This is a genomic window from Pseudomonas arsenicoxydans (genome assembly GCF_900103875.1).
In the GTDB taxonomy this organism is placed as follows: Bacteria; Pseudomonadota; Gammaproteobacteria; order Pseudomonadales; family Pseudomonadaceae; genus Aquipseudomonas; species Aquipseudomonas arsenicoxydans.
In genome coordinates this window covers 1393542-1406845 of the sequence record NZ_LT629705.1, presented here as the reverse complement: position 1 = coordinate 1406845, position 13304 = coordinate 1393542, and the positions used below count along the sequence as shown (strand labels likewise).

Sequence of the window (13304 nt, the reverse complement as noted above, 5' to 3'; positions counted from 1 at the left end):
GTGAGCCAACCTTGGATAGTTTGAGCCTTGCAGCTATTTACCCGTCTTGACCTTGGTCCAGCTGCGGGTCATCAAACGTTGAATGTTTGGTGGTAACTCGACCGACACGTAGGTCTTGTCGAGGATTGCTTGCGGTGGATAAACCGACTCGTCAGTGCGGATGGACTGTTCCATCAATTTGTCCGAGCCAGGGTTGGGGTTCGCATAGCCAACAGAATCACTGACCTGTGCGATCACCTCGGGTTTCAACAAGTAGTTGATGAAGGCGTGGGCTTCCTTGACGTTGGCCGCATCCTTGGGGATCGCCAGCATGTCGAACCAGAGCGCGCCGCCCTCTTTGGGAATGGTGTAGGCGATGTTCATGCCTTTGCCGGCCTCAGTTGCCCGGGCCTTCGCCTGAAACATGTCACCGGAGAAGCCGATCGCGATGCAGATATCGCCGTTGGCCAGGTCTGCGATGTACTTGGACGAGTGGAAGTAGGTCACGTAAGGCCGCACGGCCAGCAACTTGGCTTCGGCCTTTTTGTAATCTTCAGGGTTGGTGCTGTTGGCGTTGAGGCCCATGTAGTTGAGGACCGTGGGCATCATTTCATCGGCGGAGTCGAGGAACGCCACGCCACAGCTTTGCAGCTTCTTGATATTTTCCGGTTCGAACACGGCGCTCCAGGAATCGATCTTGTCGACGCCCAATACTGCCTTGATCTTGTCGACGTTGTAACCGATGCCGTTAGTGCCCCAGAGGTACGGTACGGCGTATTGGTTACCCGGATCGTTTTGCTCCAGGCGCTTGAGCAGCACCGGGTCGAGATTGGCATAGTTGGTCAGCTTCGACTTGTCGAGCTTCTGGAAAGCGCCGGCCTTGATCTGCTTGCCAAGGAAGTGATTGGACGGCACGACCACGTCGTAGCCGGTGTGCCCGGCCAGCAACTTGCCTTCCAGGGTTTCGTTAGAGTCGAAAACGTCATAAACCGGTTTGATGCCGGATTCTTTCTGGAAGTCGGCCAGGGTGGTCGAGCCGATGTAGTCGGACCAGTTATAAATATGCACGGTACCCGCGGCCTGGACGCTGACAGCCAGTGTCAGTCCGGCGCCGGCCAGTACGGCATTGCGCAACAAAGAAAAAATAGGCAAGTGGAGGTCCTCTAAAATTAGTTGGGCCCAAGTTGCCCCGCGTTACATGACAGCCATGGCTGCCCAGCAACAAACCGGCGCGCAACTTACCCTCGAAAAACCGTTCCAGCAAACTTTATGAAGATCTGTAGCAGCTGCCGCAGTCTGCGTTCAACTGCGAAGCCGTTGTGCTGTCGTAAAGCGCAGGTCCCTGGGACCTCAACGCAGCCTTCGGCAACTGCTACAGATTGACTACTTATTTACCCGATTTGATCTTGGTCCAGCTGCGCGTCAGGATCCGCTGGGTCGCGGCCGGCAAGTCGGCAATCGCGTACAGCTTGGCCTGCACTTCCGCCGACGGGTAGATGCCCGGGTCGCTGGTGATGTCTTTATCAACCAGTGGGGTGGCGGCCGCGTTACCGTTCGGGAAGCGCACGGCGTTGGTGATAGCAGCCATGACTTCCGGCTTCTGCAGGTAGGTCATGAACTTGTAGGCGCCTTCGACGTTTTCGGCATCTTTAGGGATGGCGACCATGTCGTAGAAGCTGCCTGCACCTTCTTTCGGAATGTTGTAGCTGACTTTCACCTTGTCACCAGCTTCAGCGGCACGGGACTTGGCCTGATAGACGTCACCCGAATAACCGACTGCAACGCAGATGTTGCCGTTGGCCAGGTCGGAGATGTACTTGGACGAGTGGAAGTAAGCGATCGAAGGACGGACTTTCAGCAGCAGCGCTTCAGCCTTGTCGATGTCTTCTTTCTTCTGGCTGTCGGTTGGCAGGCCCAGGTAGTGCAGCGCAGCCGGAATCATCTCGGTTGGCGAATCCAGCAGGCTGATACCGCAAGACTTCAGCTTGGCGGCGTTTTCAGGCTTGAAGATCAGGTCCCAGGAGTTGGTTGGAGCGTCGGCACCCAATGCAGCCTTGACCTTCTCGGCGTTGAAGCCGATACCGATCGAACCCCACATGTAAGGGAAGGCGTGTTCGTTGCCCGGGTCGCTCACCGATACCGCTTTGAGCAGGTCAGGGTTCAGGTTCTTCCAGTTAGGCAGTTTGGACTTGTCCAGCTTCTGGTAAACGCCGGCCTTGATCTGCTTGGCCAGGAAGTTGTTCGACGGTACGACGATGTCGTAACCGGACTTGCCTGCCAGCAACTTGGCTTCCAGAGTTTCGTTGCTGTCAAAAACGTCGTACACCACCTTGATCCCGGACTCTTTTTCAAAGTTCGCGATGGTGTCCGGTGCAATATAGTCGGACCAGTTATAGACGTGCAGGACCTTGTCGTCCGCCTGCACCGCGCCCGCCATCATGCCCATCAGGGACATGGCGAGGAGAGTCTTGCCAGCAAACTTTTTTCCTAATGCCTTCATTCGTAATGCTCCAAATTTTTCTTTTTTGAACCACTTTGTTCAGCGGCCGAACCCGGACAACTGGAACCGCGACTAGTCTGGCAAGATCCGAGGCGGTCTTTCAAGGAAAGCCCGCCCTTCTAGACTGCTCTGAGCGAAAGTTTCATGAGCTCCGCCCAGAGCCTAGCACTTAGCCCTGCAACGCACTCAGGGTCAGGTCCAGACACTTGCGTGCCTTGGTCACCAACTCATCGATTTCTGCCGGTGTAATCACCAGCGGCGGAGCAATGATCATGGTGTCGCCCACGGCGCGCATGATCAGGCCGTTGTCGAAGCAGAACTGGCGGCAAATCATGCCGACGCCCCGGCCTTCGTAACGCTTGCGTGTGGCTTTGTCCTGAACCAGTTCGATGGCCCCCAACAGGCCCACCCCACGCACTTCCCCCACCAACGGGTGATCGTTCAGTTCCCGTAGACGCTTTTGCAAATAGGGTGCCGTTTCAGCATGAACGCGCTCGATAATTTTTTCTTCGCGCAGAATGCGGATGTTTTCCAGCGCCACTGCAGCGGCCACCGGGTGTCCCGAATAGGTGAAACCGTGGTTGAAATCGCCGCCTTCATTGAGCACCGCGACCACTTCGTCACGCACGATCAGGCCACCCATCGGGATGTAGCCGGAAGTCAGGCCCTTGGCGATGGTCATCATGTCGGGCTTGAGGTCGTAGAAATCGGTACCGAACCACTCACCGGTGCGGCCGAAACCACAGATCACTTCGTCAGCCACGAACAGAATGTCGTACTTGGCGAGGATTTCCTTGATGCGCGGCCAGTAGGTTTCTGGCGGAATGATCACGCCACCGGCGCCCTGGATCGGCTCGGCAATAAAGGCACCGACGTTGTCGACGCCGATCTCGAGAATTTTCTTTTCCAGCTGATTGGCCGCCCACACACCGAACTCTTCCGGTGTCATGTCGCCGCCTTCAGCGAACCAGTAAGGCTGGGCGATGTGGACGATGCCCGGGATCGGCAAGTCGCCTTGTTCGTGCATGTAGGTCATGCCACCCAGGCTCGCGCCGGCCACGGTGGAACCGTGATAACCGTTCTTGCGGCTGATGATGACTTTCTTCTTCGGCTGGCCCTTGATCGCCCAGTAGTGACGAACCATACGCAGCATGGTGTCGTTGCCTTCGGAGCCGGAACCGGTGAAGAACACGTGGTTCATGCCTTCCGGCGCGATGTCGGCGATGGCCTTGGCCAGTTCCAGCACAGGCGGGTGAGCGGTCTGGAAGAACAGGTTGTAGTAAGGCAGCTCGCGCATCTGTTTGCTGGCAGCATCAGCCAGTTCATCGCGACCGTAGCCGATAGCGACACACCACAGGCCAGCCATGCCGTCGAGGATCTTGTTGCCTTCGCTGTCCCAGAGGTAAACCCCCTTGGCATTGGTGATGATGCGCGGGCCTTTCTCTTTCAACTGTTTAAAGTCGCTGAACGGGGCCAGGTGGTGATCGTTGCTCAGGGCCTGCCATTCACGGGTTTGCGGATTGTTGCTAGTCATACAAATCTCCTAAAAAAAATCAGGTGAAAGCGCCGTCGACAGCACGGCGCCCGGCGCATCAGACGGCGAAGAGCAGGAATTCCCGCTCCCAGGAGCTGATCACGCGCTTGAAGTTTTCATGCTCGGCCCGCTTGACCGCGACGTAGCCAGTGATGAATTTCTTGCCCAGGTATTTCTCGACGGTCGCGCTGCTTTCCATGCGTTCCAGCGCGTCTTCGATGGTCAGTGGCAGGCGCAGGTTGCGGCGTTCATAGCCACGACCCACCACCGGCGCACTCGGGTTCAGGCCTTCGACCATGCCGATGTAACCGCAGAGCAGGCTCGCGGCAATCGCCAGGTACGGGTTGGCATCGGCGCCCGGCAGGCGGTTTTCCACCCGACGGTTCTGCGGCCCGGCATCCGGAACCCGCAGGCCCACGGTACGGTTCTCTTCGCCCCACTCCACGTTCACCGGCGCCGAAGTGTCCGGCAGGAAGCGGCGGAACGAGTTGACGTTCGGTGCGAACAGCGGCAACAGCTCGGGGATGAGTTTCTGCAGGCCACCGATGTGGTGCAGGAACAGTTGGCTCATGGTCCCGTCTTCATTGGAGAAGACGTTCTTGCCGGTCTCGATGTCGATGATGCTCTGGTGCAAGTGCATCGCGCTGCCTGGTTCGCCGGTCATGGGCTTGGCCATGAAGGTAGCGGCCACATCGTGCTTGAGCGCGGCTTCACGCATCGTGCGCTTGAACACCAGGATCTGGTCGGCCAGGGACAGGGCGTCGCCGTGACGGAAGTTGATTTCCATCTGCGCCGTGCCGTCCTCGTGGATCAGCGTATCGAGGTCCAGCTCCTGCAATTCGCACCAGTCGTAGACGTCTTCGAACAGCGGATCAAATTCATTCGCCGCTTCAATGGAGAACGATTGACGACCGGTTTCCGGACGACCTGAACGGCCAATCGGCGGTTGCAGCGGATAGTCCGGGTCGTCGCTGCGCTTGGTCAGGTAAAACTCCATTTCCGGCGCCACGATCGGCTGCCAGCCCTTGTCGGCATAGAGCTTGAGCACCTTTTTTAGCACGTTGCGCGGCGACAGCTCGATCGGGTTGCCTTGCTTGTCATAGGTGTCGTGGATCACCTGGGCGGTCGGCTCGATGGCCCACGGCACCAGGAACACGGCGTTCGCATCCGGGCGACAGATCATGTCGATGTCGGCCGGGTCGAGCAGTTCGTAATAGATGTCGTCTTCGACGTAGTCGCCAGTCACGGTCTGCAACAGAACGCTCTCGGGCAGACGCATGCCTTTTTCGGCAATGAACTTGTTGGTCGGCGAAATCTTGCCCCGGGTGATCCCGGTCAAATCGGCGATCATGCATTCGACTTCTGTGATCTTGTGGTCTTTCAACCAATCGGTGAGCTGGTCGAGGTTGTGACTCATAAATGCCTCTAGGCTTTGAGTTTCCTGACTCTTGCAAGTCAGGCGATGTTTGACGCATCGGCGTCGCGTTGAAATGGGTGTCTACGACAAGCTATCGTGTTTTTCGAACCGCGCGGCAAATGCCAGGCGTGCAGAATCACGAGCGGTGCCCTGCGCCATCGCCGAGCCGCTATTGTGAATTGGTTCTATATTGAATGAAGTAACCGTAATGGGGGTGTCATCGCGCCTGTCCAGAATATCGGACGGGGACACGTCATCCATCAGCATCGGGAGGATTGCCGGGAAGCCCGGGACCGCCGAGGCCACGGCATGGGCGCCAGTGTCGCCACTGATGTGATAAGCATGCAGACCGATCTGCCTAGAGCAGATGGCGACGCCGATTAACGGCAGGCGAGACATGAAACACCCCGGTATTATTGCTGTTATGGGTTTGATTCGAGCTTAGCCTTGTTCATTTTTTTACACAACACCCCCGTAAAAAATACAACACGGCCCGCTCAAGCCTGCGGTCGCCAAAGCGTTGAACAGCATAAAAACGCCCCAAATTGCCTCAAAAAAGCTCTACGGGCGCTTTTTTAGGGCAAAAAAGGCCTCGCTTGACTTCGGCATGCCGTTCGGGTTGACTGGAATCCGAAGAGATCAATGATTGATATTTTTAACAACAAAGGTGTTGCATCATGTCGGTACCCCCGCGTGCCGTTCAGCTTAACGAAGCGAACGCGTTCCTTAAGGAACATCCTGAGGTTCTGTACGTTGACCTTCTGATTGCGGATATGAATGGTGTGGTGCGCGGCAAGCGCATCGAACGCACCAGCCTCCACAAGGTTTACGAGAAAGGCATCAACCTGCCGGCCTCTCTATTTGCTCTGGATATCAATGGCTCGACGGTGGAAAGCACCGGCCTGGGCCTGGACATCGGTGATGCTGACCGAATCTGCTATCCAATCCCTGACACCCTGTGCAACGAGCCTTGGCAGAAGCGCCCTACCGCGCAACTGTTGATGACCATGCACGAACTCGAAGGCCAGCCGTTCTTCGCCGATCCTCGGGAAGTGCTGGCCAATGTGGTTCGCAAGTTCGACGAAATGGGCCTGACCATCTGTGCCGCGTTCGAACTGGAGTTCTACCTGATCGACCAGGAGAACGTGAACGGTCGTCCGCAACCGCCACGCTCTCCAGTGTCCGGCAAACGCCCGCATTCGACACAGGTTTACCTGATCGACGACCTCGACGAATACGTCGATTGCCTCCAGGACATTCTGGAAGGTGCGAAAGAGCAAGGCATCCCTGCCGACGCGATCGTCAAGGAAAGTGCCCCGGCGCAGTTCGAAGTGAACCTGCACCACGTGGCCGACCCGATCAAGGCCTGCGACTACGCGGTCCTGCTCAAACGCCTGATCAAGAACATCGCCTACGACCATGAAATGGACACCACCTTCATGGCCAAGCCTTACCCGGGCCAGGCGGGCAACGGTCTGCACGTCCACATCTCGATTCTTGATAAAGACGGCAAAAACATTTTTGCCAGCGAGGATCCCGAGCAGAACGCCGCACTGCGTCACGCGATCGGCGGTGTGCTCGAGACCCTGCCGGCGCAGATGGCTTTCCTCTGCCCGAACGTCAACTCATACCGCCGTTTCGGTGCACAGTTTTACGTGCCGAACTCGCCGTGCTGGGGCCTGGACAACCGTACCGTAGCGATCCGCGTTCCAACCGGCGCCGCCGATGCCGTGCGCATCGAACACCGTGTGGCCGGCGCCGACGCGAACCCGTACCTGCTGATGGCTTCGGTCCTGGCAGGCGTGCACCACGGTCTGACCAACAAGATCGAACCCGGTGCACCCGTAGAAGGCAACTCCTACGAGCAGAACGAGCAAAGCCTGCCGAACAACCTGCGCGACGCATTGCGCGAGCTGGACGACAGCGAAGTCATGGCCAAGTACATCGATCCTAAATACATCGATATCTTCGTGGCCTGTAAGGAAAGCGAGCTGGAAGAGTTTGAACACTCCATCTCCGACCTTGAGTACAACTGGTACCTGCATACCGTGTAAGCGGTTGCAGTAAAAAAAACGCCGCAAACCTTACAGCTTGCGGCGTTTTTTTATGGCCGCCTGCGGCGGATCGCTAGCAGGCTAGCTCCCACAGTTGATCTCCAGTGAACATAAATTCTGTATACACCGCAAATCCCTGTGGGAGCTAGCCTGCTAGCGATGGCGTCCTGGCAGACAACATGGATGCCTGCTCGTACAATGCCCGCTGCCCCGCAGGAGGACTTCAATGACGCGCCCCGCCACCATCCGCAAACCCCGCGCACGCAGTCAGGCCCGGATCGACTCGATACTCGATGCCGCCCGCACGCTGCTGGCAGCCGAAGGCGTGGCGAGTCTGTCGATCTACAGCGTCGCCGAACGCGCGCAGATACCGCCCTCCTCCGTCTACCATTTCTTCGCCAGCGTCCCGGCGCTGCTTGAAGCGCTGACCGCCGACGTTCACGCCGCGTTTCGCGCCTGCCTGCAAGCGCCCATCGATCACAGCGCGCTCAAAGACTGGCGCGACCTGTCGCGACTCGTCGAACAACGCATGCTCGACATCTACGATCACGACGCGGCCGCTCGCCAACTCATTCTCGCCCAGCACGGGCTGACCGAAGTCACCCAGGCCGACCGTCAGCACGACATCGAGTTGGGCGACCTGATGCACAAACTGTTCGACCACCACTTCGAATTGCCAAAGCTGCCGAGGGACGTTGACGTGTTTGCGCTGGCAATGGAGTTGGGTGATCGGGTCTATGCACGCTCGGTGCAGCAGCACGGGCAGATCACGCCGCGCATGGCTGAAGAAGGGATGCGGGTGTTTGATGCGTATCTGGGGTTGTACTTGCCACCCTACTTACACAAGCGCGTCATGCCTGCCTGATGATCGTTCCCACGCTCTGCGTGGGAATGTCTCTACGGACGCTCCGCGTTCGGCCTTTGGGACGCAGAGCGTCCCGGGCTGCATTCCCACGCAGAGCGTGGGAATGATCTGACTGCCGACCTCACTGACTGACTTACAACTTGGCGATCGACACCTCGGTGGATTTCACGAAGGCGATCACTTCGCTGCCAACCACAAGTTCCAGCTCTTTGACCGAGCGCGTGGTAATCACCGAAGTGACGATGCCGGAAGCGGTCTGCACGTCGATTTCCGACAGTACGTCCCCCAGCACGATTTCCTTGATCGAGCCTTTGAACTGGTTACGAACGTTGATGGCTTTGATAGTCATGCGATTTCTCCTCGAGTCGAAATGAGCTGCAGGCTCCAAGCGACAAGCTGCAAGTAAAAGCGCATTGCTTCCGCTTGCCGCTTGAAGCTTGCAACTTGCCGCTGCTTCTATTGCGCCCAGCGCAGTTGCGTAGGCAAGGGTGAAACAGGTTCCGGTTCCGGCGGCTGGCCGGGCAGCGACAGCACGCGATTAAGGACTTCGGTTTCCAGCGCCGCCAGCCGATGAGAGCCGCGCACGCGAGGGCGCGGGAGCTCAACGTGCAGGTCGAGGCCGACTTCGCCCTCTTCGATCAGGATCACCCGATCGGCAATCGCCACCGCTTCACTGACGTCGTGGGTTACCAGCAACACGGTGAAGCCGTGCTTCTGCCAGAGCCGTTCGATCAGTTGCTGCATTTCAATACGGGTCAGGGCATCCAGTGCACCCAGTGGCTCGTCGAGCAACAACAAGCGCGGTTGATGGATCAGCGCGCGGGCCAGGGCCACTCGTTGCTTCTGGCCACCGGACAGGGCCGCCGGCCATTCGTTGGCACGATCCGCCAGGCCGACCGACTCCAACGCTTCCAGCGCTTGCGGCCGCCAGTTGCCCTTGAGACCGAGACCGACGTTGTCGATGACCTTTTTCCATGGCAGCAGACGTGCTTCCTGGAACATCAATCGAGTGTCTTCCCGCGCATCGCTCAGCGGCGCGGAACCGGCCAGCAGTTCGCCGCCGGTGGGTTTGTCCAGACCGGCGAGCAAGCGCAGCAAGGTGCTTTTGCCGCAACCGCTGCGACCGACCACGGCGACAAACTGACCCGCCGGGATGTGCAGATCGATCTCGCGCAAGACCTGCCGCGAACCAAACGTCTTCTGCAGTTTGCGCACCACCAGCGGAATACCGCGCAGCAGGCGTGGAGGTTGTTGAGCCGTCATGCCGCACCTCCCTTGGCAACCTGATAAGCCGGATGCCAGCGCAGCCAGACGCGCTCAAGACCACGGGCTGCGAGGTCGGCGAGTTTGCCGAGCACCGCATACAAAAGAATCGCCAGCACCACCACGTCAGTCTGCAAGAACTCCCGCGCATTCATCGCCAGGTAGCCGATGCCGGAACTGGCGGAGATGGTCTCTGCCACGATCAGCGTCAGCCACATGAAGCCAAGGGCGAAACGCACACCGACCAGAATCGACGGCAGCGCACCCGGCAGGATCACCTGACGGAACAGGCTGAAACCGGACAAGCCATAACTGCGCGACATTTCCACCAACGCCGGATCAACGTTGCGGATGCCGTGATAGGTGTTCAGGTAGATCGGGAACAACGTGCCCAGCGCCACCAGAAAAATCTTCGCCGACTCGTCGATGCCGAACCACAGGATCACCAGTGGTATCAACGCCAGGTGCGGCACGTTGCGGATCATCTGTACCGAACTGTCGAGCAGGCGCTCGCCCCATTTCGACAGGCCGGTGATGAAGCCCAGCACCAGACCGATGCTGCCACCGATGGTGAAACCCAGCGCCGCGCGCCAGCCGCTGATTGCCAAGTGCGTCCAGATTTCGCCGCTGCGCACCAGGCTCACACCGGCTTCAATGACCGCGATGGGTGCCGGCAGAATCCGTGTCGACAACCAGCCCGCCGACACTGACAACTGCCACACCGCCAGCAGCAACACCGGCAACGCCCAAGGTGCGAGGTTGTGGATAATTTTCTTCATGGCGCGCCTCAGCTCTGGGACGCGGCTTTGGGAAGAATGTCGTTGGCGACCATCTCGCCGAACGGGCTGACGTAACCGGCACTTTTCGGCAGCTCTGGACGTTCGATGTCCAAATGCGGGAACAGCAATTCGGCGACGCGATAGGATTCTTCCAGGTGTGGATAACCGGAGAAGATGAAGGTGTCGATGCCCAGGTCGGCGTATTCCTTCACGCGAGCGGCCACGGTCGGACCATCGCCCACCAGCGCCGTACCCGCCCCGCCTCGTACCAGGCCGACCCCGGCCCACAGGTTGGGGCTGACTTCCAGGTTGTCACGGCTGCCGCCATGCAACGCGGCCATGCGTTGCTGGCCGACCGAGTCGAAGCGCGCCAGAGAAGCCTGGGCGCGAGCGATGGTGTCGTCGTCCAGGTGCGAGATCAACCGATCCGCCGCTTGCCACGCTTCGGCATTGGTTTCGCGCACGATCACATGCAGACGAATGCCGAAGCGCACGGTGCGTCCGAGCTTCGCGGCTTTGGCACGCACTTGTTCGATCTTCTCGGCAACGGCGGCCGGCGGTTCGCCCCAAGTGAGGACCATTTCCACCTGCTCTGCCGCCAGGTCTTGCGCCGCTTCCGACGAGCCGCCGAAATACAGTGGCGGACGTGGTTGCTGAATCGGCGGATAGAGCAACTTGGCGCCCTTCACGCTGATGTGCTGACCGTCGTAATCGACGGTTTCGCCTTCCAGCACCCGGCGCCAGATGCGGGTGAATTCCACCGAGGCTTGATAGCGTTCTTCGTGAGTCAGAAACAAACCGTCGCCGGCCAATTCTTCCGGATCACCGCCGGTGACCAGGTTGAATAGCGCACGACCTCCCGACAAACGATCCAAGGTCGCGGCCTGACGTGCGGCCACCGTCGGGGAAATGATCCCGGGGCGCAGTGCGACTAGAAACTTCAAACGCTGGGTCACCGGGATCAGCGACGCGGCCACCAGCCACGAGTCTTCGCACGAGCGGCCGGTGGGAATCAGTACCCCGCCGAAGCCCAGTCGATCCGCCGCTTGCGCGACCTGTTGCAGATAACCGTGGTCGACGGCGCGAGCACCTTCGGCGGTGCCAAGGTAATGGCCGTCACCGTGGGTAGGCAGGAACCAGAAGATATTGAGGCTCATGGAGTGGTCTCCTTGGGGAATCGAGTGACTGGGCTTTTGGTTGCTGGGCTTTTGGTTACGGAGCTTTGGCAACGGCTGCCGAGGGCGTCCAGATCACGTCTTTGATGCTCAGCGGCTTCGGAATCAGCTTGAGCTGGTAGAAGCTGTCGGCGATTTTCTGTTGGGCGGCGACCACTTCAGGCGTGAGGAACACCGCGCCGTAGCCCTGGCGTTTCACCGAGGTCAGGGTGATGTCCGCAGGCAGGCCGAGCAGTGGCGATACCTGTTTGGTCACGTCTTCAGGATTGGCCTTGGACCATTCGCCGACCGCGCGCACTTCTTCCACGAGGGTCTTGATCACCTCAGGGTTTTTCTGTGCGTAAGGCTTGGTTGCCAGGTAGAACTGATGGTTGTCGACGATGCCCTGACCATCGCGCAGGGTGCGAGCTTGCAGTTGTTGTTCGGCAGCGGCCTGGTACGGGTCCCAGATCACCCAGGCGTCGACGCTGCCACGTTCGAACGCGGCGCGGGCATCGGCCGGCGGCAGGAAAACGGTCTGGATGTCGGTGTATTTGAGGCCGGCGTCTTCAAGCGCGCGGACCAACAGGTAGTGAACGTTGGAGCCTTTGTTCAGGACGACTTTCTTGCCCTTGAGGTCCTGCACCGATTTGATCGGCGAGTCCTTTGGCACCAGGATCGCTTCGCTGTGGGGTGCTGGTGGTTCGTAGGCGACGTAGAGCAGATCGGCACCCGCCGCTTGAGCGAATACCGGCGGAGTTTCGCCGGTGACACCGAAGTCGATGGAGCCGACGTTCAGGCCTTCGAGCAATTGCGGGCCTCCGGGGAATTCAGTCCATTGCACGTCAACGCCTTGGGCGGCGAGGCGCTTTTCGAGGGTGCCTTTGGCTTTGAGCAGCACCAGGGTGCCGTATTTCTGATAACCGATCCGCAGCGTCTCGGCTTGAGCTTGAGTGATGGCGCCGAAGGACACAGCCGCAATAAACAGAGCGACCAGACCACGACGCAAAATGACAGTGCGCATAGCGCTCTCCTTTTTGCAGTAGGGTTTTGGCTGCACCTGCTTGGCCGTTGGCGGCTGAGTAAGGTGGAGTGAAGCAAATTCAGGGGTGGCTTGAGTGCTGGCTCAAATGCTCCAGCGAGCACTCAACAAACGCTCATTCAACAGGTTCGGATCAAGCGGCTTGGGCCGTCGGGCCATGGCGCTGAAAAACAATTCCAGCGATTCATTCAGTCGTTGTTCCAGCTCTGGCGCCAACTGCGCCTGGGCGCTGCCTTCGCCATACGCGATCTGGCTGTCTACGGCGAAAATCCCGTGCAGCATCTCTTGGGCTTTCAACGCCGACAGCACCGGTTTGAGCGCGTAATCCACCGCCAGCATGTGGGCGATGCTGCCGCCGGTAGCCATTGGCAAAACCACCTTGTGGGCCAAGGCGCGTTCGGGCAGCAGGTCCAGCACGGTTTTCAGAGCGCCGGAGAACGATGCCTTGTAAACCGGCGTGGCAATCAGCAGGCCATCCGCGTTTTCGATCTGTTGCAGCAAGTCGATCACCTTTGGGCTGTCGAAGCGTGCGTGCAGCAAGTCTTCGGCCGGGAAGTCCCGTACCTGATAACTCACCACTTCCACACCTTGCTCCTGCAACCAGCGTTGGGAGCGCTCCAGCAGCACCCCGGAACGGGAGCGTTGGCTCGGACTGCCACCGAGTGAGACGACCAGCATTCAGACGATTCCTTGAAGGGTGGTGGCGATTCGCGGTTT

13 protein-coding genes are annotated in these 13304 nt (G+C 59.0%); 2 read left to right on the top strand and 11 right to left on the bottom strand.

The window, feature by feature from the left end; translation table 11 throughout:
* Positions 1 to 33: 33 nt before the first annotated feature.
* From BLQ41_RS06325 to BLQ41_RS06305, 5 genes are all read right to left on the bottom strand, one after another.
* Positions 34 to 1131 carry a polyamine ABC transporter substrate-binding protein gene (locus BLQ41_RS06325; protein ID WP_090178381.1) on the bottom strand — a complete coding sequence of 366 codons (1098 nt, stop codon included), beginning with the start codon at positions 1129 to 1131 and terminating at the stop codon, positions 34 to 36.
* A 235-nt stretch (positions 1132 to 1366) separates the two neighbouring features.
* A complete protein-coding gene (locus BLQ41_RS06320; protein ID WP_090178378.1) occupies positions 1367 to 2479 on the bottom strand; it encodes a polyamine ABC transporter substrate-binding protein in 1113 nt (370 codons plus the stop codon).
* Between the two features lie 169 nt (positions 2480 to 2648).
* Entirely contained in the window at positions 2649 to 4013 is a 1365-nt protein-coding gene (locus BLQ41_RS06315) for an aspartate aminotransferase family protein (RefSeq protein WP_090178375.1), read from the bottom strand.
* Between the two features lie 58 nt (positions 4014 to 4071).
* The gene (locus BLQ41_RS06310; RefSeq protein ID WP_090178370.1) at positions 4072 to 5430 is read right to left on the bottom strand and encodes a glutamine synthetase family protein; all 1359 of its coding nucleotides are present in this window, start codon (positions 5428 to 5430) and stop codon (positions 4072 to 4074) included.
* 81 nt (positions 5431 to 5511) lie between these two features.
* Positions 5512 to 5829 carry a glutamine amidotransferase gene (locus BLQ41_RS06305; protein WP_197678917.1) on the bottom strand — a complete coding sequence of 106 codons (318 nt, stop codon included), beginning with the start codon at positions 5827 to 5829 and terminating at the stop codon, positions 5512 to 5514.
* 278 nt (positions 5830 to 6107) lie between these two features.
* On the opposite strand from BLQ41_RS06305, the gene BLQ41_RS06300 reads away from it, so the two are divergent.
* Together BLQ41_RS06300 and BLQ41_RS06295 are read left to right on the top strand one after the other, a co-directional pair.
* Entirely contained in the window at positions 6108 to 7484 is a 1377-nt protein-coding gene (locus BLQ41_RS06300; protein ID WP_090178366.1) for a glutamine synthetase family protein, read from the top strand.
* A 226-nt stretch (positions 7485 to 7710) separates the two neighbouring features.
* The gene (locus BLQ41_RS06295) at positions 7711 to 8349 is read left to right on the top strand and encodes a TetR/AcrR family transcriptional regulator (protein WP_090178363.1); all 639 of its coding nucleotides are present in this window, start codon (positions 7711 to 7713) and stop codon (positions 8347 to 8349) included.
* 133 nt (positions 8350 to 8482) lie between these two features.
* Here BLQ41_RS06295 and BLQ41_RS06290 read toward each other — a convergent pair whose 3' ends face one another.
* The 6 genes from BLQ41_RS06290 to ssuE form a co-directional block, all read right to left on the bottom strand.
* Complete coding sequence (locus tag BLQ41_RS06290; RefSeq protein WP_003229256.1) at positions 8483 to 8698, bottom strand: TOBE domain-containing protein; 216 nt, start codon at positions 8696 to 8698, stop codon at positions 8483 to 8485.
* Between the two features lie 107 nt (positions 8699 to 8805).
* A complete protein-coding gene (ssuB, locus tag BLQ41_RS06285) occupies positions 8806 to 9612 on the bottom strand; it encodes an aliphatic sulfonates ABC transporter ATP-binding protein (protein ID WP_090178360.1) in 807 nt (268 codons plus the stop codon).
* On the bottom strand, positions 9609 to 10391 hold the full coding sequence (gene ssuC / locus BLQ41_RS06280; RefSeq protein WP_090178356.1) for an aliphatic sulfonate ABC transporter permease SsuC: 783 nt from the start codon (positions 10389 to 10391) through the stop codon (positions 9609 to 9611). Before ssuC ends, ssuB begins: the two co-directional genes overlap by 4 nt.
* 8 nt (positions 10392 to 10399) lie before the next feature.
* On the bottom strand, positions 10400 to 11548 hold the full coding sequence (gene ssuD, locus BLQ41_RS06275; protein ID WP_008026018.1) for an FMNH2-dependent alkanesulfonate monooxygenase: 1149 nt from the start codon (positions 11546 to 11548) through the stop codon (positions 10400 to 10402).
* 55 nt (positions 11549 to 11603) lie between these two features.
* Positions 11604 to 12569: a sulfonate ABC transporter substrate-binding protein gene (locus BLQ41_RS06270; RefSeq protein WP_090178351.1), complete on the bottom strand. Its 966-nt coding sequence runs from the start codon at positions 12567 to 12569 to the stop codon at positions 11604 to 11606.
* A gap of 102 nt (positions 12570 to 12671) precedes the next feature.
* Positions 12672 to 13265: an NADPH-dependent FMN reductase gene (gene ssuE, locus BLQ41_RS06265; protein ID WP_090178348.1), complete on the bottom strand. Its 594-nt coding sequence runs from the start codon at positions 13263 to 13265 to the stop codon at positions 12672 to 12674.
* Positions 13266 to 13304: the final 39 nt, after the last annotated feature.

Excerpts from the sequence above, each read along its gene's own strand:
- BLQ41_RS06320 (WP_090178378.1), bottom strand. The coding sequence starts at position 2,479 with ATGAAGGCATTAGGAAAAAAGTTTGCTGGCAAGACTCTCCTCGCCATG.
- BLQ41_RS06315 (WP_090178375.1), bottom strand. The coding sequence starts at position 4,013 with ATGACTAGCAACAATCCGCAAACCCGTGAATGGCAGGCCCTGAGCAAC.
- BLQ41_RS06310 (WP_090178370.1), bottom strand. The coding sequence starts at position 5,430 with ATGAGTCACAACCTCGACCAGCTCACCGATTGGTTGAAAGACCACAAG.
- BLQ41_RS06305 (WP_197678917.1), bottom strand. The coding sequence starts at position 5,829 with ATGTCTCGCCTGCCGTTAATCGGCGTCGCCATCTGCTCTAGGCAGATC.
- BLQ41_RS06300 (WP_090178366.1), top strand. The coding sequence starts at position 6,108 with ATGTCGGTACCCCCGCGTGCCGTTCAGCTTAACGAAGCGAACGCGTTC.
- BLQ41_RS06295 (WP_090178363.1), top strand. The coding sequence starts at position 7,711 with ATGACGCGCCCCGCCACCATCCGCAAACCCCGCGCACGCAGTCAGGCC.
- BLQ41_RS06290 (WP_003229256.1), bottom strand. The coding sequence starts at position 8,698 with ATGACTATCAAAGCCATCAACGTTCGTAACCAGTTCAAAGGCTCGATC.
- ssuB (WP_090178360.1), bottom strand. The coding sequence starts at position 9,612 with ATGACGGCTCAACAACCTCCACGCCTGCTGCGCGGTATTCCGCTGGTG.
- ssuC (WP_090178356.1), bottom strand. The coding sequence starts at position 10,391 with ATGAAGAAAATTATCCACAACCTCGCACCTTGGGCGTTGCCGGTGTTG.
- ssuD (WP_008026018.1), bottom strand. The coding sequence starts at position 11,548 with ATGAGCCTCAATATCTTCTGGTTCCTGCCTACCCACGGTGACGGCCAT.
- BLQ41_RS06270 (WP_090178351.1), bottom strand. The coding sequence starts at position 12,569 with ATGCGCACTGTCATTTTGCGTCGTGGTCTGGTCGCTCTGTTTATTGCG.
- ssuE (WP_090178348.1), bottom strand. The coding sequence starts at position 13,265 with ATGCTGGTCGTCTCACTCGGTGGCAGTCCGAGCCAACGCTCCCGTTCC.